Origin of the sequence: Actinosynnema sp. CS-041913 (assembly GCF_050942485.1) — a bacterium.
Lineage (GTDB): Bacteria > Actinomycetota > Actinomycetes > Mycobacteriales > Pseudonocardiaceae > Actinosynnema.
In genome coordinates, this window is the sequence record NZ_CP192037.1 from 2,324,039 (window position 1) to 2,343,054 (window position 19,016).

At 70.8% G+C, this 19,016-nt stretch carries 17 protein-coding genes; 5 read left to right on the forward strand and 12 right to left on the reverse strand.

Annotation, left to right across the window (positions count from 1 at the left end; translation table 11 throughout):
- Positions 1 to 17 precede the first annotated feature (17 nt).
- Positions 18 to 884, forward strand: coding sequence for a hypothetical protein (locus tag ACQPZF_RS11430; RefSeq protein WP_433271046.1), 867 nt, complete (start codon positions 18 to 20; stop codon positions 882 to 884).
- A 168-nt stretch (positions 885 to 1,052) separates the two neighbouring features.
- Here ACQPZF_RS11430 and ACQPZF_RS11435 read toward each other — a convergent pair whose 3' ends face one another.
- Together ACQPZF_RS11435 and ACQPZF_RS11440 are read right to left on the reverse strand one after the other, a co-directional pair.
- Complete coding sequence (locus ACQPZF_RS11435) at positions 1,053 to 1,433, reverse strand: DUF3592 domain-containing protein (RefSeq protein WP_433271048.1); 381 nt, start codon at positions 1,431 to 1,433, stop codon at positions 1,053 to 1,055.
- 155 nt (positions 1,434 to 1,588) lie between these two features.
- The gene (locus tag ACQPZF_RS11440) at positions 1,589 to 2,170 is read right to left on the reverse strand and encodes a TetR-like C-terminal domain-containing protein (protein ID WP_433271051.1); all 582 of its coding nucleotides are present in this window, start codon (positions 2,168 to 2,170) and stop codon (positions 1,589 to 1,591) included.
- Positions 2,171 to 2,268: 98 nt separating this feature from the next.
- Between ACQPZF_RS11440 and ACQPZF_RS11445 the strand changes: the two genes are divergently transcribed.
- Positions 2,269 to 3,519: an MFS transporter gene (locus ACQPZF_RS11445; protein ID WP_433271054.1), complete on the forward strand. Its 1,251-nt coding sequence runs from the start codon at positions 2,269 to 2,271 to the stop codon at positions 3,517 to 3,519.
- Positions 3,516 to 4,301, forward strand: coding sequence for an alpha/beta fold hydrolase (locus tag ACQPZF_RS11450; protein WP_433271056.1), 786 nt, complete (start codon positions 3,516 to 3,518; stop codon positions 4,299 to 4,301). Before ACQPZF_RS11445 ends, ACQPZF_RS11450 begins: the two co-directional genes overlap by 4 nt.
- Positions 4,302 to 4,393: 92 nt before the next feature.
- On the opposite strand, the gene ACQPZF_RS11455 is transcribed toward ACQPZF_RS11450, so the two are convergent.
- The 6 genes from ACQPZF_RS11455 to ACQPZF_RS11480 form a co-directional block, all read right to left on the reverse strand.
- The gene (locus tag ACQPZF_RS11455) at positions 4,394 to 5,068 is read right to left on the reverse strand and encodes a response regulator (protein WP_433271058.1); all 675 of its coding nucleotides are present in this window, start codon (positions 5,066 to 5,068) and stop codon (positions 4,394 to 4,396) included.
- Entirely contained in the window at positions 5,065 to 6,213 is a 1,149-nt protein-coding gene (locus ACQPZF_RS11460) for a sensor histidine kinase (protein ID WP_433271061.1), read from the reverse strand. The genes ACQPZF_RS11455 and ACQPZF_RS11460 overlap by 4 nt, the downstream gene beginning before the upstream one ends.
- Positions 6,214 to 6,229: 16 nt before the next feature.
- Positions 6,230 to 7,078: a lysostaphin resistance A-like protein gene (locus ACQPZF_RS11465; RefSeq protein WP_433271063.1), complete on the reverse strand. Its 849-nt coding sequence runs from the start codon at positions 7,076 to 7,078 to the stop codon at positions 6,230 to 6,232.
- A gap of 125 nt (positions 7,079 to 7,203) precedes the next feature.
- Positions 7,204 to 8,745: an alpha/beta hydrolase gene (locus tag ACQPZF_RS11470; protein WP_433271065.1), complete on the reverse strand. Its 1,542-nt coding sequence runs from the start codon at positions 8,743 to 8,745 to the stop codon at positions 7,204 to 7,206.
- Between the two features lie 366 nt (positions 8,746 to 9,111).
- Complete coding sequence (locus tag ACQPZF_RS11475) at positions 9,112 to 12,261, reverse strand: hypothetical protein (protein WP_433271067.1); 3,150 nt, start codon at positions 12,259 to 12,261, stop codon at positions 9,112 to 9,114.
- 31 nt (positions 12,262 to 12,292) lie between these two features.
- Positions 12,293 to 13,255 (reverse strand): LLM class oxidoreductase, encoded by a 963-nt coding sequence (locus tag ACQPZF_RS11480; RefSeq protein WP_433271069.1) that lies wholly within the window; start codon positions 13,253 to 13,255, stop codon positions 12,293 to 12,295.
- A gap of 233 nt (positions 13,256 to 13,488) precedes the next feature.
- Here ACQPZF_RS11480 and ACQPZF_RS11485 point away from each other — a divergent pair, with 233 nt between their 5' ends.
- Complete coding sequence (locus tag ACQPZF_RS11485; protein WP_433271070.1) at positions 13,489 to 14,037, forward strand: TetR/AcrR family transcriptional regulator; 549 nt, start codon at positions 13,489 to 13,491, stop codon at positions 14,035 to 14,037.
- Positions 14,038 to 14,199: 162 nt separating this feature from the next.
- Here ACQPZF_RS11485 and ACQPZF_RS11490 read toward each other — a convergent pair whose 3' ends face one another.
- From ACQPZF_RS11490 to ACQPZF_RS11505, 4 genes are all read right to left on the reverse strand, one after another.
- On the reverse strand, positions 14,200 to 14,550 hold the full coding sequence (locus tag ACQPZF_RS11490; protein WP_433271072.1) for a VOC family protein: 351 nt from the start codon (positions 14,548 to 14,550) through the stop codon (positions 14,200 to 14,202).
- Between the two features lie 66 nt (positions 14,551 to 14,616).
- Positions 14,617 to 14,970, reverse strand: a complete 354-nt coding sequence (locus tag ACQPZF_RS11495) for an ArsR/SmtB family transcription factor (protein ID WP_433271074.1) — start codon at positions 14,968 to 14,970, stop codon at positions 14,617 to 14,619.
- Entirely contained in the window at positions 14,967 to 15,413 is a 447-nt protein-coding gene (locus ACQPZF_RS11500) for an SRPBCC domain-containing protein (RefSeq protein ID WP_433271076.1), read from the reverse strand. Before ACQPZF_RS11500 ends, ACQPZF_RS11495 begins: the two co-directional genes overlap by 4 nt.
- A gap of 161 nt (positions 15,414 to 15,574) precedes the next feature.
- Positions 15,575 to 18,310: a BTAD domain-containing putative transcriptional regulator gene (locus ACQPZF_RS11505; RefSeq protein ID WP_433271078.1), complete on the reverse strand. Its 2,736-nt coding sequence runs from the start codon at positions 18,308 to 18,310 to the stop codon at positions 15,575 to 15,577.
- Positions 18,311 to 18,407: 97 nt separating this feature from the next.
- On the opposite strand from ACQPZF_RS11505, the gene ACQPZF_RS11510 reads away from it, so the two are divergent.
- A complete protein-coding gene (locus tag ACQPZF_RS11510; RefSeq protein ID WP_433271080.1) occupies positions 18,408 to 18,848 on the forward strand; it encodes an RICIN domain-containing protein in 441 nt (146 codons plus the stop codon).
- Positions 18,849 to 19,016: the final 168 nt, after the last annotated feature.

Here is a 19,016-nt window from a genome sequence, read left to right on the forward strand (position 1 = left end):
GATGAAGGACTGACACTGTGGCACTGCCCTACGAGCCCGACGACGACCGTGCCGCGGACCGGTTCGTCAACAACGCGCTGCGCAGCCGCGACCCCGAGGTGTGGCGGCACCTGGCGTCCGACGCCTACGTCGAGCAGACCGACCGGGTGTTGCGCGGGATGCTGGACCGGATCGCGGTGGACCGCGCTCACCGGAAGGCCGAGCGCGACACCGCGCGTGCGCGGTTGTCGGCGAGGGAGATCACCCGGGCCGACCACGACCACGACCTCGCCGAGGAGGGCGAGCGGGCGAAGAAGACCGCGCACTTCGAGGCGCTGGTGCGGGAGCAGCACCGGCTGATCGCCTCGCAGGTGCGCCGGCTGCGTGGCGACGACGTCCGCGACGAGTTGATGAGCCTGGTGATCGCCTTGGGCGCCGCGATCGACACCCACCGGGCCGCCGTGCTCGGCGAAGGGGGCGAGCCCACCGGGGCCGACCGGGCGTTGTGGGCGCGGCTGGAGACGCTCGACGTGCCGGGCACGACCGGCGCGAGGGACCGCACGTCGTTGGAGTCGCTGGTCACGCTCCATGCGGAGCGGCAGGACGACCACGGGCGCGTGTTGGCCGAGATCATTGTGGACCTGGCCGGTGACGCGACGTCGGTGGCGCGCGCCGATCTGCTGGACGTGTGGAAGAAGGTGGTCGCGCCGACCCTGACGTCCGAGGAGAAGGCGGACTTCGCGGCCAGGGGCAAGGGTTCGCTGGTGACCGAGAAGCTCAGGAAGGCGATGGGCGTCCTGGAACGGCGTGGTCTGGTCGCGCGGTCCGGTCCGCAGGGCGACCAGCGACTCGACGTGCTCGACCGCCCTGGCCTGGTGGACCTGGCAGCCACACGAACGTCGTGAACACCTGGCCGACCGGTCCCGCGGGCGGCGCCTCCAAGCCCCGCGGGTCGGCTGGATCCTGCATGTCGTCGAGCACCACGCAGCCACCGCCGCGGGCCAGGTGAGGGCCGGTGTGCCCGGCCACGAGTTCGGTGGGTCGTGGCGGCGTCGGAACCCGTCGGGCGTCGGTCACTTCGGGTGGTCGCGCCGCCACCTGCGCTCGGAGACGGTGTCCCAGCCCACGAACAGCCCCAGCGCGACGATCCCGGCGCCCAGGACCAAAAAACCGCTCGACACCAGGATGTCGTCGGGGCCCACGGCGATGTCGGAGGGTTCGTCCGGGTCGTAGCGGACCGGCATCTTCGACCCGACCTCCGGTGAACCCTTGACCACGACCGTGCCGGTCACCTCTTCGCCGTCCTCGGTCCTGAACCGCAGTGGCGTGTGCTCCCCGTAGCCGACCACGGTGGCCTCGGCTCTGCCGGTCCTGCCCACGTCGGGCAACAGGAGGAACAGGCCGAATGCCACCACTGCCAGCCCGACCGCCAGAATCCCAATGCTCTTGCGCACCGCAAGCCCCCCTTGCGCATGTACGACCACAGCAAACCACCAGACGCGCGAAGGCATGGCGTGGTTGTGTGGCGACCACCGCGACTGATCTTCGTTGTGGGACGGTCGGGCAGAGGGCGCGTTTCGCCGACAGCGAGGATGGCTTCGTCCGTCCGCTACGGCCTGGGTGTTTCCGGCAGCAGGTGGGCCACGAGGGTGCGCGCCCATTCGGGTGTCGGCGTCTGGTCGGTGAAGACGGCCCGGTAGTAGAGCGGCGCGAGCAGGGCGTCGATGGTGCGGTCGACGGGCGGGATCTCGTTGCCCCGGCTCTGTTCGCGTTCGAGGATGGCTTCGAGCTGGTCCTGGCGTTCTTTGCGGCACACGGCGGCGCCCTGCTCCCCGCCGACGCCGACGGTGGCACGGACCAGGGCCAGGGTGTCCGGGTCGCTGAGATCCCGGGCGAGGTCGGTCGCGTACCGCTCCAGGTCCCCGCGGAGGCTTCCGGTGTCCGGCACCACGAAGTCGCCGGAGAAGCGGCTGGTCGCCACGTCGGCGAGCAGGTCGCCCACGGAGCCCCAGCGGCGGTAGACCGTGGTGGCGTGCACGCCCGCGCGACCGGCGATCACCGGGATCGTCAGTTGTTCGGTGGTCTCGTCGGCGAGCAGGTCCTTGACGGCCTGGTGGACGGCCGCGCGGACCCGGGCCGAGCGACCGCCGGGTCGGCTGTCGGCGCGGGAGGCGGAGGTCACGGCGGGCATGTGACCATTATTGCACCGATCACTGCGTTTTAATCGCAGCGATCGATGCGTTTGTGCTAGCTTGGAGGCGCTAACGCAACGATCACTGCGAGGCTTGCATGCCTGTTGACACTCTCGACACCTCCTCCCCACCGCGGCGCGCGGCGTGGAAGGGCGCCTTCCCCAGCGTGGCCGCCGTCCTCGTGCTCTTCCTGGCGGCATCCAGCGCGCCATCCCCGCTTTACGTGATCTACCAGCAGCAATGGCACTTCACGGCCTGGGTGCTGACGGTCGTCTTCGCCCTGTACGTGTTCGGCCTGCTGGGCTCGTTGCTCGTCGTCGGAGCCCTGTCGGACCACCTCGGCCGCCGACCGGTGCTCGCCGCGGCGATCGCGCTGGAGGTGGTCGCGCTCGTGCTGTTCCTGGTCGCCGGGGACGTGGTCGTGCTGTCCGTCGCCCGGGTGTTGCAGGGCGTCGCGACCGGAGCGGCGACGACCACCCTGAGCGCCACTCTCGTCGACCTCGAACCGTCGCGTGGACGGGCCGGCGCGATCACGGCCGTGGCACCCCTGACCGGGCTCGCTCTCGGCGCTCTCGGCAGTGGTGCGCTGGTGCAGTTCGGTCCCGCACCGACCCGACTGGTCTACGCACTGCTGGTGGGCGGAATGCTGATGGCGGCCATCGTCGTCGCCCGCCTGCCGGAGACGTCGCTCAAACGGCCAGGAGCCCTCGCGTCGCTGCGCCCGCGCATCGCGATGCCCGCCCACCTGCGCGCGGACATCGTCCCGGTAGTGCCGGCGATGATCGCCACCTGGGCGTTGGCCGGGATGTACCTCTCCCTCGGCCCATCGGTCGCGGCCGAACTGCTGGGACTGCACAACCGCTTGATCGGCGGCGTCGTGGTGACGCTCCTGGCGGGCACCGGAGCTCTCACCGTCCTGCTGCTGCGTGCCCGTCCGGCGTCTTCACTGCTGGCCCCGTCGTCCGTCGTCCTCGGGCTCGGCACCTTGATATCGCTCGCCGGGACGACCGGAGACCTCGCCTGGCTCGCCGCTCTCGGCACGGTCGTCGCGGGTGTCGGCTTCGGCGCGTCGGTGCTGGCGACGTTCGGGACCGTCGCGCGGGTCGCCAGGCCACACGAGCGCAGCTCGGTCTTCGCCCTGGCGAACATCATCAGCTACCTGGGCAACAGCGTGCCCGCCGTCCTCGGCGGAATCGCCGTGACAGCACTGGGTTTGAGGATCGCCACCGTGATCTACGCGCTGGCGATCATGGTGATCACCTTCTCCGCCTTCGCTCTTCGCCTCAACCAAGTCCGGACGCAGCGCCGTAGCCCTGTGCTGCCGACACGTGAAAAGGAAGCACTGTGACCACCAGGAAGAACCTCGAAGTACAGCGAGCAGACCACACGACGATCCGTTACACCGCAAGCGGTCCGACCGGAGGGCCGACCCTGGCACTGATCCACGGCTGGGGTTGCGATCGCAGCGACTTCGACGCGGTGACGGACCACCTGCCCGCGCACTACCGTGTCCTGGCGATCGATCTCGCGGAGCACGGCGAGTCACGCTCGACCAGGGACGTCTGGACGATCGAGGAATTCGCCCACGACGTGGCCGCGGTGCTGGAAGTCGAGTCCGTGACGAAGGCGATCGTGGCCGGGCATTCGCTCGGTGGTGCGGTGGCCGTCGAAGTCGGCCGACTGCTCCCGACCACGGTGTCGCACGTGGTGGCGCTCGATGCCCTGCACTACGGCCTGTTTCCGGCGATGGGCGGCGATCGGGCGGACGCGACGATCCGCCTGTTCCACGATGATTTTCCCGCAGCGGTGCGCGGGCTCGTCGAGGGAGGGTCACCGGCAGGTACCGACCCGGCTCTCAAGGAGGTGTATTTCACCAAGATGGCCGGGGTGCGGCAACCCGCGGGCGTGCGTGCCATCGAAGCCCTGATCCGCTGGGACATGGACGCGGCGCTGCGCCGGACCAAGCAGCGGATCACCGTGTTCGCGATCCGCGACCTCGTCGCACAGCAGGCAATCGACCGTTACTCCGACCGCTTCGAGTTCGTCCTCGTGGACCTGGGCACCCACCACTTTCATGTGGAGTCACCGGAGGGCACAGCGAAGCTGTTGGCCGGCGTGGCAACCGGGTAGCGGCCTCGGACCAGCAGCACTACCCACCCGCGGCCCCGGGACCGGCCGTGTCCGTGGTTCGGGTGGGTCGTGAATGCCGGCTGTGGTCGGCCTCACTCGGCGACGACTAGTCCTATCCGGTAGGCGAGGACTACCGCCTGCACGCGGTCGCGCAGGTCGAGTTTGGTCAGGATTCGGGAGACGTAGGTCTTCACGGTTTCCGTGGTGATGCAGAGCTTCTCGGCGATCTCCGCGTTCGACAGGCCGGCGGCGAGCTGTCCGAGCACTTCGAGTTCCCGGCGGGCGAGGGTCTGCCGGACGTGGTCGCGGGCCGGGTGGGTGGTGTCGGTGGGGCGCAGGCGCTCGGCGAAGTGGCCGATCAGGGCGCGGGTGACGGCCGGGGCCACCAGCGATTCCCCGGCGGCGACCGTGCGCACGCCCTTGATCAGTTCCGCCGGTGGCGCGTCCTTGAGCAGGAAGCCGCTGGCGCCGGCCTTGAGTGCCTCGTAGACATATTCGTCGACGTTGAAGGTGGTGACCATCAGCACTTTCGCCGGGTTGTCCACGCCGGGCCCGGCCAGCCTGCGGGTGGCCTCGATACCGTCGAGGATGGGCATGCGGATGTCCATCACCACGACGTCGGGGCGCAGCCGCAGCGTCTCCTCGACGGCCTGCCTGCCGTCCGCGGCCTCGCCGACGACGTCCATGTCCGGTTGCGCCGAGAAGATCGTGGTGTACCCGGCGCGCACCAGTTCCTGGTCCTCGCACACCAGAACCCGGATGGTCATGCCTGCCTCCGTGACGGGATGAGAGCGTGCACCCGGAACCCGCCTTCGGGTCGGGCCGCGGCCACCAGTTCACCATCGAGCATCCGTACCCGCTCCCGCAGCCCACTCAGGCCGCGCCCGCCCGACCCGACCGCGGGCGCGCCTGCGGAGGTCCCGTCCGTCGTCACCTCGATCTCGATCCGGTCGTCGTGATCGTCGATCTCGACCCGGGTCGGGTGTCCCGCCGCGTACTTCATCGCGTTGGTCAGCGCCTCCTGCACCACCCGGTACGCCGCCAACTCGATGTCGACGGCGTGCTCACGCTGGTCGCCCCGCCTGGTCAGCTCGACCGGCTGACCGGACAACCGGGCCTGCTCGACGAGGTCGCCGACCCGGCCCAGGGCAGGCGACCGGTCGGCCCTCGCCGAGTCACCCGTCGCTTCGAGCACGCCGAGCAGGTGACGCAGTTCCGTCAACGCCCGGCGGCCCGTGACGCTGATGGCGTTGAGCCCTTTCTCCACGTGTTCCGGCGCCCCGTCGAGCAGGAACTGCGCCGCGTCCGCCTGGACGACCATCGCGGTCACGTGGTGGGTCACCACGTCGTGCAGGTCCCGGGCGATGCGGGCCCGCTCTCCGGCGGTCGCCACCTCGACACTCAGCCGACGGGTCTCCGCCTCCTCGGCCCGCCACCGGCGCATCGCGGTCCCGGCCATCCACATCACCACCAGACTCAGGTAGAAAACCACGAACACTTGGAGCTGACTGGGCGAACCCAGCAGGTGCAACGTGATCGCCAGCCCGGTGTAGCCCGCGGTCGCTGTCGCCGCGGTGACCCGGCGGTACCGGACCTGGTGCGCCCCGACCGTGAAGAGCGCCAGGTAGAGCCCGACGCCGGCGATGTTGTCCGGGTAGCCGAACGACTGATGCAGTGCGAAGGCGATACCGATGACCGCCAGGCAGCCTGCCGGCCGGCGCCGTCTGATCGCCAGCGGCGCGGCTTGCGCGATGACCAGCACGAGCGCGAGCGCGTCAACCGGGCGTTTCGGCAAGTCCCCGAGCTGAGGGCCGATGGTCGACACGGTCGGTACGAACGCCAGGGCCGAGAGAACCAACGCGAACGCGCTGTCCTTAGTAGACGGGGATAGTCTCTGCCACCCTAGGAGCATCGCGTGAGCGTACTGGTCAGGCCCCGGCTTTGACACGGCGCTGGATCTGACCGGTGCGGGCGGCGCGGCGCAGCAGGACAACGGTGGGCACAACGCAGACCAGCAGCGCGATCAGGCTCGCCTCGGGCCCGAAGGCGCCACCGGTCAGCACGGTAGGACCGGACAGCGTGGTCCGCAGCAGCCCGTGTGGCGCCTCGGCCGAGCCGGACAACGCGACGCCGAAGATCCCGGCGTGGGTGAAGTTCCAGGCGAAGTGCAGGCCGATCGACAGCCACAGCGAACGGGTCGCGACGTAGGCGGCGGTCGTCAGCAACCCGCCCGTCAGGGCGATCGACAGCACGCCCCAAAGCGTCGCGTCGGCGTTGATCGAGTGCGTCAGACCGAAGATCAGCGACGACACGATCAGCGCGATCACGGTCCCGGTGCGTTCCTCCATGATCCGGAACAGCACGCCGCGGAACAGCACCTCTTCGGTGACCGCGACGCTCGCCGTCAGCCCGGCAGTGCCGAGGCAGCCCCAGATCGAGCCCCACGACATGTCCTGCCAGCCGCCGAACATCCCGATCAGCAGGATCAGCAGGACGAACAGCCCGGACCCGAGCACCGCCCCACGCCGCAGCGGGGACCACACCTGCACCATGGCGAGTTCGGGGATTTCCGCCCGCTGCTCCACGACCTGCGACAGCTTGCGATAACCGGCCACAACAAGGATGGCGGAGCCGATCCCCAATGGCAGGGCGAGCAGCACAACGGGCGACACGAGCTGCATGACGACCGCGTTCACCAGCATCACGACGGTGAACGCGACCAGCAGCACGGGGAACCGATACCTGCGCAGCCGCCCGATTTCCTTCGATCGAACCATTGTCCTCGTCCTCTCTGTGGCGATCTCTCTGTGACACAGAGATTAGGAATCCAGGCCGGTGATGGAATCCCGCTGGGAACAACAACCCGGGTAGCTCTCAAGGGGGACAACGGGCCTTACCACGGTCACTGCGGGGCGACGTCGGCGCAGTCGAGCTTCTCGTCCGGCAGCCGGCCGGTGGTCAGGAACGTCACCGTTGCCTCGTCCACGCACGTGGAGCCCTGGTTGTAGACGTAGTGCCCGCCGTTGTCCGCGCCGACGAAAGCCGCTCGCTCGCCGAGGACCTCGTACAGCCCGAGGCCGTCCTCCCACGGTGTGGCGTTGTCCCTGCGGTTCTGCAGGATCAGCGTGTTGCGCGGTCCCTTGTCGGTCACGCGGACGGGCTCTTCGATCGGCTTCGGCCAGAACGCGCACGCCCAGATGTTGGCGGGCATCCCCGCGGTGAGCGGCCAGGCCGCGCGGTCCTCGGCGGTGCGGCGGGCGTACTCGTCGACGTCGTCGGACCACGGCGCGTCACCACAGGTCAGTGCCAGGAACATGGTGGCCTGGTTGTCGGCCGGCACGCCCGGGGTCGGCGGCGGCGCGGTGAACACCTGTTGCAGCACCTGGCCGTCCGCCTCGGTGAGCGTGCCATCGGCCAGCCCGACGGCGGCCTTCCAGAACTGCGCAAGCACCGGGAGGGTCTCGTTGTGCAGCAGGAGGCTGTAGGTGACGGTGCGCAGCATCGAACCCGTCAGGGCCAGTGGGGTGCCGGGGACGGGCGCGGGGGTGCGGTCGAGGCGGTCGGCGAGTGCGAGGTACTTCCGGGTCACCTCTTCAACGGTGCCGCCCAGTCCGAGCGTGGCGTGCTGCGCCGCGGCGACCCTTGCCGCGTCGGGGAAGCGTTCCGACATGGCCTTGCCCCAGTTGTCCGTCGCGTTGGCCCAGACCTTCGTGGGGTCGACGTTGCCTTCGAGGACCACCCGGTCGGCGCGATCCGGGAACAGTGACTCGTAGACGGCGCCGAGGTACGTGCCGTAGGACTGGCCCCAGTAGGAGATCTTCTCTTCACCGAGCGCCGCGCGGATGCGGTCCATGTCGCGTGCCGTGTTGGCGGTGGTGAAGTACCGGAGCTTCTTGCCGGCGTTCTTCGCGCACCGTTCGGCGTCCGTGCGGGCGTGGTCGACGTTCGCGGTGATCGAGCCGTCCGAGGCCGGGTACGGGAAGAGGCCGGCGAGAGACGGGTCGTCGAGACCGCAGCTCTGCGGGGTGCTGTGCTGGACCCCACGCGGGTCGAAGCCGATGAGGTCGTAGGCCGCCGACACCGACGGCGGCAGGGTCGGCGCCACGACACCCGGTGTGTCCAGGCCGGGCAACGCCGGGCCGCCCGGGTTCAGCAGCAGGACACCGCGGCGGTCGTGGGACTTCGCTGCCGGCAGCTTCGAGACGGCCACCTCGATCTCCTCGCCACCGGGGTTCCGGTAGTCGAGCGGAACCTTCACCGTTCCGCAGGTGAGCCGGGGGTCGCGACTGGCGCCCTCGGCCAACGCCGGGCACGTGTCCCAGTTGATGTGCGGCGTGGCGGCCTCGGCGGCGACCGGTGGTGCGTCCTCACTCGTCGCATCTCCTTCCGGGGCGGCATCACAGGCCGCCACCGCTGCGACGGTGAGCGCCGCCGCGATCACCACCCGGGTGAACCTCCGGGGAATACCGGCGCCCGCTGACCGTTGCATTGTCCTCAACACCCTTGCCCTCCAGTTTCTCGGCGTGCCGCGACGCACTGACGGCGTCGTTGGCGAAACTTATGGGAGAGTGCGGCGCCACGAATCCCCTTGGTGTGGACACTTTTCTGTAGTCCTCACGGGGGACAGCGGCCTGCAGCCGACTGGCCGAGCTTTACGGACACGCTGCCGTGGCATCACACGACCAGAGCTAAGGCCCCGAAGCGCAACCGCCTATGCCGCGAGGCGAGCGGACATCAGCCGTACTCGTCAACGTAGGCGTGCGTGGCGAGGGGGCATGCCGGCACTGCCACCACTTGAGGCGACAGGTGGCTAACCAGGCAGGACGATCCGGTAGCCGAAGTCGTCGCCGTTCGGCGCGACGATCTCCAGGTCGTCCGTCATCACTCGGTGCACGCGCAGCGTCTCGACGGTCGGGGGATCCTGCGGCGCCATGACCGCGGGCGAGAACGCGCAGCCCTCGCCGAGTTCCACGCGCACGGCGAGACCCGCCTCGTTCACGACCTCGGCGCTGCGCCCGTCCGCGGCCACCGTCGCGGTCTGCCGCCTGCCCTGCATCGCCGCCGCCCACAGGTCCACGCAGAACTCGTTCGCGATCCGATGGCCGGGCTTCGTGCCCGTGTAGGAGACGTGCACGACCGGGCCGTCCAACTTCACTGTCTTGCGGAAGCGGCCGAACGCCTCGACGTCGTGCAGGACCACGCCGCGCTCGCCGGCCCGCTTCCTCCGGTGGTCCTCGGCGAGCCGGGCCTCCAGGTCCTCCAGGGTGTCCGGAGCATCGACGAGCCGGCCGTCGCCGTACTCGAAGGTCACCGCAGGCTCGTCCGCGGCTCCGGCGATCTCGTCATAGGCGTTGAAGTTGTCCGGGTAGTACCAGTCGAACCCCTTGTCGCCGGCCGGGCCGGTTCCGGTCGTGCCACGGCTCGGCTCGACATCGCAGGCCACGTAGGCGTGGTTCGGGGTCCAGACGGTGTTCTGCAGCACGATCCCGTCGCACTCGACCCCACTGTCGGACGGCCAGTCCATGTCGAGGAACTGGTAGGCCTTGCAGGTCCCGCTGACCGCGACGGGCCGGCCGTCGACGAGGGTGAACAGGTGGGTGATGCGCCCGCCGTTGCGGTCGAGCACCACCAGCGCCCGCTCGTTGTAGAGCACGACAGTCGGCAGCGGATCGTGGTCCCAGTGCAGCCCGGCGACACGCCGCCACGCGGGAACCGCGTCGGGGTCGACGGCGTCCTCCAGCTTTGCGACGCGCTCGACCACCGGGCCGCCATCGCGGAACTCACCGGCCGCGCCGCGCCGCGCCCACGCGGCCCACACCGCCGCAGCCAGGTAGACGTGGGTGTTGCGTAGCTGCAGCGACTCGGCCACGACGAAGTTCTCCGGATCGCTGCCCCCCGGGTCGGCCTCCCGGTCCACGCGCGCCCGCTTCGACCACTGCGACTCGTGCAGGTTGAGCGTGAAGTACAACCGAGCGAGGTCGAATAGCTGGTTGCGGCAGTCGGCCGGCCAGGCCGCGATCGCGCGCTCGGCCCGCGTCGAGATCTCCTCAAGGGTCTCGTCGAGCCACTCGGCGCGCGTCCGGCCCCAGGCCGCGTACCAGGTGTCGAACGCCAGCCCGAAGTCCCGCCCCGGCACCGGCGGCACCGGCAGGCGCCACTCCCGCTCGATGTACGGGTCCGACGCGCGCACCAGGTCGAGGTCACCGACGCAGTCGGAGTCGCCGAGGTCGTCGGTGGTGAGGACCCGCACCCACGGATGGACGGCCAGCCACGACAGCGCAGCCTGGTAGCGCTGGTTGAACTGCAGTTCCCGGGCGTTGTAGACGCCGTCGAACCAGCCGTTGCCGCTGGCCTTGTCGGCGTCGTCCGAGTAGACGAGCAGGTTTCCGCGCCGCAGGTGCGGCTGCGCGGCGAGCTCGATGAACTTGCGCCGCAGGTCCCGGCTCACCTTGCCCAGGTCGGCCTCGCGGTCGTCGGCGCGCAGCAGCTTGTCCTTCATCTCGGGGTCGATGAGGAGCACCTTCAGCCCGCTCGCGCGGTCGCGCCACAGGTACTGCCAGTTCACCCACCGACCGTCGGTCTCGCGGCCCATCGGCGGGCTGGGGTCGCGGATGACCGTGGCGGTGTCCTCCTCTCCGTTCTCGTGCTGCCCGCCGTCGACGATGAGGAACTCCATGCCCGACTGCCGCAGGGCGTCCACGACGTTCGGGCGGTTGGTCACGATGCGCGAGTCCGGGTAGTAGACCGGGCGGGTCTCGCCGAGGATGGCGCGCATCGCGTCGGAGCCGAGCGCGATGGCGTCGAGGTTCGTGGCGGTCGTGTAATACGGCAGACGGTGCGCGCCGAACCCGGCGACGACCGGCACCAGCAGGCCGTCGCGGACATCCTGACGCATCCGCTCCAGGTCGCCGGGGCAGTCGTGGGCGAGCAGGTCGAGCAGCCCGCCGTTCATTGCCCACATCTGCGGGATGCCGTACCGCCGGTGCGCCTCGATCGTGAACGCATATCCGTCGCCGGTGCGGCTCTCCTTGCTGCCCGGGCGGCTGCTGTAGCTGGCGCCCGGGTCGCGCATGGTCACCTGCGCGTAGGTGCGCGGCGGGGTGTAGTCGTCGTCGGCGGTGGCGAACAGGTCGTTGAGCCCCTGGATCGCGAAGTTGACGAACACGACCCGCGCGCTGCCCACGTCAGCCCGCTCGGTGAGGTCGACCGCGACGTCCCTGCCGTGGTGGGTGAGGACCACAGCCGGCAGGTCGTCCCCCGTGCGCGGCACGGCCACGGTGACCGAGTCGGCGGCGAGGTCGACAAGCGGCAGCGGGTCCGGCTGCGCCGAGCGCAGGTCGATCACCCGGTCGCCGATCTGCATCGCGAGATCGGGCCGATCCGACCGATGCGCGAACAGGTCGACCACGTCGACGCGGATCTCTTCCCGGTCGGGGGTGCGCCGGTGGTAGAGGACCCACGCGTCGAGCGCCGCGCCCGGATGCGGGATGAAGATGCGGCGGATGTCGTCACGGGTGAAGTCCGGTGCGACCGCGAAGGTGGCGTACGTGGCGGATCGGGCCTCTCGGCCATGGGAGAGGGTCACCTCCAGCGCGTACCGGACGTGCGCGCCGACCGGCACGGCCGGCAGCCGGGCCTCCAGGTACTGCGTGTGCCGGCTGCGCAGCGCGTCATCCAGGCCCACGTAGTAGGGCAGGTGCTCGAACCGGAACTGCCCCTGGGTCTGCATCTGGCCGCGCATCCAGTCCGCGAAGCCATCGCGGATGCGGCGCACGCGGGCCCGGGGCGACCACGACCGCCCGTCCACCCGGACCTCCAGCCGCCACGATGCGATCGGCACGTTCGGCTCGTCGGTGTCGATGCGGAACGGGAGCAGCACGTCCAGGGTGCTGGAACCCGCGGGTCCGGCGACGACACGGGGGTAGGCGCCGGGCGCGAAGTGGACGATGCGGGGGCTCATCGCGGCTCCTTCGTGAGGGCGGGTTGAGGTGTTACCAGAGTGCGGTCGCGGGTGCGGGGGCAGGCAGGGCGGGGAACAGTGGTAGCACTTCTTCGGCGATTTCCGCGACGGTATCCGCGGCAGGCCGTCGGCCGTGTTGGACGCCGAGTGCGGCGTGGTTGACGCCGTTGTCGCGCCAGCGACCGAGCAGGTCGATGAGCCCGTTGCGGCCGGTGCGCAGAACGAACCCACCGCGCAGTGGTGTCGGCGGGTGGTCCGGGTCCTCGGCGAGGTCGAGCCACTCGTTGGTGACCACCGGTTTGAACACTCGGCTGGGCACCAGCCCGCGCCACGCGCTGATCTTGGCGCCGAGCATGGCCGGGCCCTCGGCGGTCGCGGTCACTCCGGGGTAGAGCAGGCGCCCGTCGCCGTGCTCGGCGATCCACTCCTCGGTTTGCCGGCTGGAGCCGGTGACCAGCAAGGGGATCCCGCCGGCGAGCGGTTTGGGCAGCAGGTCGACCTGGCCCGCGAGGCCGCCCAACGGGGAGTCGATGCGCGGGAAGTCCTCCCCGAGCAAGCGCCGGATCATGGTGACGCTCTCGGCGAACCGCGGGCCCCGGCCGGCGTGGTCGATGCCGTAGGCGGGGAACTCCGACGCCCGGTCCCCGGTGGCGATCCCCAGCACGAGTCGGCCGCCGGACAGGCGGTCGAGGGAGGCGGCCTGCTTGGCCACGTCGATCGGATGGCGCAGCGTCACGACCACGCTGCCCGTTGCCAGGGCGAGGTTCTCGGTGTGCGCGCCCAACCACGCCAGGTAGGTCCACGGGTCGTACACCTGCCCGACGTCGCCGAAACCCCGGTCGTGCAGCGGGACGTCGCGGACCCACACCCCGGCGAACCCCGCCCGGTCGGCCATCCGGACCACCTCGCCCTGCCCACGCATCCCTTCCAGGTCACCGGCATAGGGCCACACCGGCAGGAACAGGCCCACGGTCAGCTCCCCGGGAGCGAACATCCGCGCAAATCCCGGGTGGCCCGCGAACGGCCATCGGGCTCCGGGTGTGGCTGTCGCGCCGGCGGACGGAGTGTTGCTGATGGTGGCCACGAGCTGCCCTCCTGACTGGAATGATCTATCCAGAACATAGCGGATGGAACGATCGATCCACTAGAGTCCTCGTCATGGTGAGACGGCCGGCACCCCCCGACAAGGCGCCCCGCGGCGACCAGGAGCGAACTCGGGATCGTCTGGTGCGGGTCACCGCCGACTTGCTGCAGCGCCAGGGCTATGAGGCGACCGGAATCAAGGAAATCCTGGTTGCGGCGGGTGCCACCTCCAGTTCCCTGTACCACCACTTTCCCGGTGGCAAGGAGGATCTGGCCGGCGAGGCGCTCGCCTATGGCGCCGGGCAGTTCGCCAACCTGTTGCGTGGCGCTCTCTCGCGCGAGGCCGCGCCGGAATCCGCGGTCGCCGCGTGCGCCCTCGACCTCGCCGAGGACCTCGCCGCGTCCGGGTGGTCCGACGGGTGCCCGGTCGCCGTCACCGCCTTGGAGAGTGTCGGGCGTTCACCAGGACTGCGGGCGGCATCGGCACGGCTCCTGCGGCAATGGCAGGACATCATCGCTTCCCGCCTGCGGTCCGACGGCATTCCCGACCCGGCCGCCGGCGAGTTGGCCTCGACTGTGCTGTGCACCCTCGAAGGCGCGGAACTGCTCAGCCGGGTCACCGCGGACCCGGCCCCACTGCACACCGCTGCCCGCCACCTCGCCACCTTGGTCAAGGCCGCACAACGACCGTAGCCGGCCACACCGCGCGGGCCTGCTCGTGGTGTCCGATGGCGGTGTCGACCGGAGGGCCGTGAGCGGTGAGCCGGTTGCGCGTGGTGCCGACCGCCGTGACGACACACGACGACGTGCCCGGTCGGCGAGAGACGGCGACCGGGCACGCGAGGACGTCCGGCCTCAGGCGTCCTTTTTCCACTCGATGATCTGGAGGTAGTTCCCGTCGGGGTCGGCGAACGTGCCGAACTTGCCCTTTGCCCGGTCCTCGACCGAGATCCACTCCACGCCGGCCGCGTTCAGCCGGGCCTCCACGGCGTCGAAGTCGTCGACGTGGAAGTTGATGATCGTGCGACCCGGTTCGTCGTTCTTCGTCCCGATGTCGTCGCGCCCGTCGATGACCAGCAGGAAGCCGCCCAGGTCGAGCGGGCCCTCGCCGGTGGACTCCGGCGCCAGCGCCTTGGTGTACCAGGCCCGCAGCTCGGCGGGACGGGTCGTGCCGAGCAGCATGCTGCCGGGCTTGAGCGTCGTCATGTCGAATCTCCTCGTTGTGTGATCACAGGTCGCGGGCGGGGGCTTGTCGCCACACGCCACCCGGTGCTACTCGGAATCGCGTTCCGCTGTCTCGGCGGCGCGCTTGATGGCCGCCAGGCGGCGGTCCCAGTCGGACGCGAGCGAGTTCATCCACCGCGTGGTGGCGTCCAGCCCGTCGGGCCGCAGCGAGTACCTCACCTCGCGTCCGACCCGGCTGCCGACGACGAGTCCGGCGGCGTCCAGGACGGCGAGGTGCTTGACGATCGCCTGTCGGGAGACGGGGAGCTGTCCGGCGAGCGTCGTCGCCGTGACCGCGCCCTGCGCGGCGAGGTGGTCGAGCAGTTCGCGCCGGGTCGGGTCGGCGAGCGCGGCGAGAACGCTGCCGACCTCCTCGAACGCGTCGCCTGGTGTCGCCCTCACACAGTCGACTCTTCGACGCGCTTCTTCGCCGTGTCGAGCACCTCCGGCCATCCGGCGGTGAGGTCCTCGATCGTCCTGGCGCGCACTTCCTCGGACACGGCGAGCGCGGCGAAGCCGCTCTCGACCACGGTGAGGCGGGTCTTGTCACCCTCGGCGGACAGCGTGAACTCCACGAGGGTGCTGTTGCCCTCGGTCAACTCCTGGCCGGGGGTGGCGGGCGCCCAGCGGTACGCGATGTACGACTGGGGCTCGACCTTCACCACGCGCACCGGGAAGTCGCCGTGCTCCGCGTTCCTGGCCACCGTCGACTCGCCCTCGACGGCGGTGGTGCCCTTGATGCTCTCCGGGTCGGCCACCCAGAAGCCGGGTGCGGACACCAGCGACCAGACGCGCTCGACCGAGGCGTCGATCAGGGTGTCGCGTTCGATCCGGTCTTCGAGCATGAGGAACTCCTTCGGTGCCAGCGTCGAGTGCAACCGAAGTGTTGCACGTCCCCGCTCGTCGCGCAATCAGTAGGTTGCACGACGAGCGGGGACGGACGCACGAGGGTGACGCCGAGTACGGGGGCCGCCGAGGACGATTCGACCCCGCGGAATCCCTCGGTTCAGTGCTGGTCGGTGTCGAGCCCTCCCAGGCGCGCTTCGACGCGTTCCACGTCCGCCACGCGGTGTTGGGCCCGGAACAGGCTGCGGGCTCGTTCCCACGCGGCGTGTGCCGCGGCGTGGTCGCCGATCTCCACCAGCACTTCGGCGAGCATCTCGACGACCTGCGCCTCCCGGCGCACGTTGCCCACGTCGCGGAGCAGGTCGCACGCCTCCTGGTAGAGGGCCCGCGCGTCGTCGAGGCGACCGGTCGCTCGGGCGACGTACCCGAGCGCGCTGGTGGCGATGGCCTGGCTGTCCCGGTCTCCGTGTGCCCGGAACACCTCCACGGCGGTGCGGCACGCGTCGAGTGCGGTCTCGTGGTCGCCCAGGCGAGCGGCCAGCCAGCCGACCTGGCTGAGCGATTGCGCCTCGAACACGTCGTTGCCCTGGCGGCGCAGCAGTTCGTGCGAGCGTTTCGCGTGCCGCATCGCGCCGGCGAAGTCGCCCGTCCACCCGACCAGGATCGACAGGGAGTTCTCGGCGATGGCCTCGACCATCTCGTCGCCGGTCTGCCGCGCCAGCGCCAGGGCCCGGTTCAGGTGGTCCAGCCCGTCGTCCAGCTTGCCGAGTTGGCCGTTGGCGTAGCCCAGCGCCAGCAGCGCGTCGGCCAGCAGGTCGTCCCGGCCCAGCGCCCGGGAGGCCGGGATCGCCAGTTGCCACGCGTCGACCACGTCCTGGAGAAAACCGGCCCGGTCGTAGAGGGGTGTCAGGTGCCGGGCGAGCTGCCACACCTGGTTGTGCAGCCCGAGTTCCGCTGCCGCCCGGACGGTCGCGGCCAGCACCGCCCGCTCTTCGGTGAACCAGGTCAGTGCGGCGTCGAGGTCCCTGGGCACGTGGGTGTGGCGGCCCGGCGGCACGGGGCCGAGCGGGCTTGCCCGGCGGAACGGCCAGACCACTGCGGTGGCCGACGCGGCGGTGTGCGTGTGCAGGTCCACCACCCTGCGCACGGCGGCGTCCCGGTCCCGCTGCGGGATGTCCTGTTCGGCGGCGTACAGGCGGACCAGGTCGTACATGCGGTAGCGGCCCGCCCGGTGCTCCTGCACCAGCGACATCCGCTCCAGCGCGCGCAGCACGGCGGTGGCCCGCGCCGGCGGCAGGTCGGCCAGGCAGGCCGCGGACACTGCGGTGCAGTCGGGTCCGGGCGTGGTGCCGAGCAGGGCGAACATCCGTGCGTGCTCGTCGTCCAGCGCCTCGGTGGACCACGACAGCACCGTCCGCACGCCGGCCGCCGAGTCGTCGTCCAGCTCGTTGAGCCTGGTGGTCACGTCGTGTAGCTGGGCGGCGAACGCGGCCAACGGGAACGTCGGGTGCGCCTGGGCCCGACCGGCCACGACGCTCAACGCGAGCGGCAGGCCCGCGCAGTGCCCGACCAGGTCGTCGGCGGCGGCGGGTTCGGCGGAGACGCGCGCGGCCCCGATCCGCTCGGCCAGCAGCGCGCGGGCGTCGGCCGCGGGTAGCGCGTCGAGCCGCACCGGGAGCGCCCCGTGCGCGGTGACCAGCGCGGGCAGCCGGTGCCGGCTGGTGACCAGCGCGACGCACCCGGTACCGGGCAGCAGCGGCGTCACCTGCTCGGTGTCGGCGGCGTTGTCGAGCACGACGAGCACCCGGCGGTCGGCGGTGAGGCTGCGGAACAACGCGGTCCGGCCGTCGAGGTCGGCCGGCACGGCGTCGCGCTCGACACCCAGCGCGTCGAGGAAGCCGAGCAGCGCGGACGAGGCCGGCACCGGGCTGCCCGACGGGTCGAAGCCGCGCAGGTTGACGAACAGCAGGCCGCCGGGGAAGCGGTCGGCGTGCCGGTGCGCCCAGCGCAGCGCGAGCGTGCTCTTGCCGATGCCGCCGCTGCCCGAGACCACGGCCGTTCCCGGGTGGCCGAGCAGTTCGTCCAGCGCGGCCAGCTCGTCCAGGCGGCCGGTGAACCAGCGTGGCGCGGCGGGCAGTTGTCGGGGCACCGGGTGCGCCGAGGCCGGTGCGCGGTCGTCGGCGAGCATGCGCCGGTGGATCTCCCGCAGTTCGGGGCTCGGGTCGACGCCCAACTCGTCGGCGAGCCGCCGCCGCAGCGCCTCGTAGTGCGCCAACGCCTCGGCGTGCAGCCCGCTACCCGCCAGCGCGATCAGCACCAGCCGGGCGACCCGCTCGTCCAACGGGTGTTCGGCGGCCAGCGCGGTCAGGGGCGTCACCGCTTGTACGTGCCGGCCCAGCCGCAACCCGACCTCGTGCCCGTCCAGGCGCGCCGCGAACACCTCTCGCTCCACCGCCTCGCGCAGCGACGTGGCCCACGGCGAGTCGACCCCGGTCAACGGCGTGCCGACCACGAGGTCCAACGCCGACCCGAGCGATGCCGCGCGGTCCCGGTCGTCACCGCCGCACGCCACCAGCGCCCGGAACCGGTGCAGGTCCACCGCCTGCGGGTCGACGTCGAGCACGTACCCGCCGGACCGCTTGCCCAGCCGGGCCTCCGGCACGCCCGCGAGCGCCTGCCGCAGCCGTGACACGTAGCTGTAGACCGCGTCCCGGGGCCGTTGTGGCAACCGCTCACCCCACACCCGGTCGGCCAGCACGTCGACGTCGACCACCCGGTTCGCGTCCACCAACAGCGCCGCGAGCACGCACCGCACCCGCGCGTGCCGGATCGGGGAGAACCCGTCCGCCGTCGACGTCCGGACCTCGCCGAGCAACTGGAACCGCACCGCCCCCATCGGGCGAGTATCCATCACGCCGTGTCAGATCCGTGCCAGGCGTCGCCGGCAAGGTCGCCCCGGTAGCGGAAATCGCACCACCTCACGAGGGGGACGGATGAAGTTCGGACGAGTCGCGGCGGTGCTCGCCGCCGTCGTGCTGGGCGTGCTGGGGACGGCGGCCCCGCAGGCGTCGGCGGCCGAGGTGTGGCACTGGCAGAGCCAGTGGGACAACGGCTACCTCGACCACAACGCCCACAACGGGGTCCACACCCGCCCATGGACCCCTGGGCCCCACCAGGAGTGGGAGTACAAGCGGTACAGCGACGGGACCTACCGGTTCATGAACGTCGCCACCAAGTTGTGCCTGGACAACAGCGAGTACGGCGTGCGCGCCTTCGGCTGCAACGACGGTGCTTGGCAGCGCTGGGACATGAACGACTGGGGCAACGGCAACTGGGAGCTGGTGAGCATGTGGGACCACCGCTGCCTGGACAACAGCACCTACGGCATCCGCACGGTCGGCTGCAACGGCTTGAGCTACCAGCTCTGGAGGTGACCTCCGGGTGATCCCGTCGCACCCCGACGAGGTCCTGTAGCGCGACGATGCCCGCCGATTCCCGCCTCCTCCGGGAATCGGCGGGTCCGCCACTGTCTACTGTGGACTCTTGTCGTTGGGGAGTCCCTTGTTTTTGCCCTGCTGCGATGCGCCAACGGGTTGGCGAGC

Coding starts and splice junctions, on each gene's coding strand:
- ACQPZF_RS11500 (WP_433271076.1), bottom strand. CDS start 15,413: ATGCTCGAAGACCGGATCGAACGCGACACCCTGATCGACGCCTCGGTC.
- ACQPZF_RS11510 (WP_433271080.1), top strand. CDS start 18,408: ATGAAGTTCGGACGAGTCGCGGCGGTGCTCGCCGCCGTCGTGCTGGGC.
- ACQPZF_RS11480 (WP_433271069.1), bottom strand. CDS start 13,255: ATGTTCGCTCCCGGGGAGCTGACCGTGGGCCTGTTCCTGCCGGTGTGG.
- ACQPZF_RS11465 (WP_433271063.1), bottom strand. CDS start 7,078: ATGGTTCGATCGAAGGAAATCGGGCGGCTGCGCAGGTATCGGTTCCCC.
- ACQPZF_RS11440 (WP_433271051.1), bottom strand. CDS start 2,170: ATGCCCGCCGTGACCTCCGCCTCCCGCGCCGACAGCCGACCCGGCGGT.
- ACQPZF_RS11505 (WP_433271078.1), bottom strand. CDS start 18,310: ATGGGGGCGGTGCGGTTCCAGTTGCTCGGCGAGGTCCGGACGTCGACG.
- ACQPZF_RS11455 (WP_433271058.1), bottom strand. CDS start 5,068: ATGACCATCCGGGTTCTGGTGTGCGAGGACCAGGAACTGGTGCGCGCC.
- ACQPZF_RS11475 (WP_433271067.1), bottom strand. CDS start 12,261: ATGAGCCCCCGCATCGTCCACTTCGCGCCCGGCGCCTACCCCCGTGTC.
- ACQPZF_RS11460 (WP_433271061.1), bottom strand. CDS start 6,213: ATGCTCCTAGGGTGGCAGAGACTATCCCCGTCTACTAAGGACAGCGCG.
- ACQPZF_RS11445 (WP_433271054.1), top strand. CDS start 2,269: ATGCCTGTTGACACTCTCGACACCTCCTCCCCACCGCGGCGCGCGGCG.
- ACQPZF_RS11490 (WP_433271072.1), bottom strand. CDS start 14,550: ATGACGACGCTCAAGCCCGGCAGCATGCTGCTCGGCACGACCCGTCCC.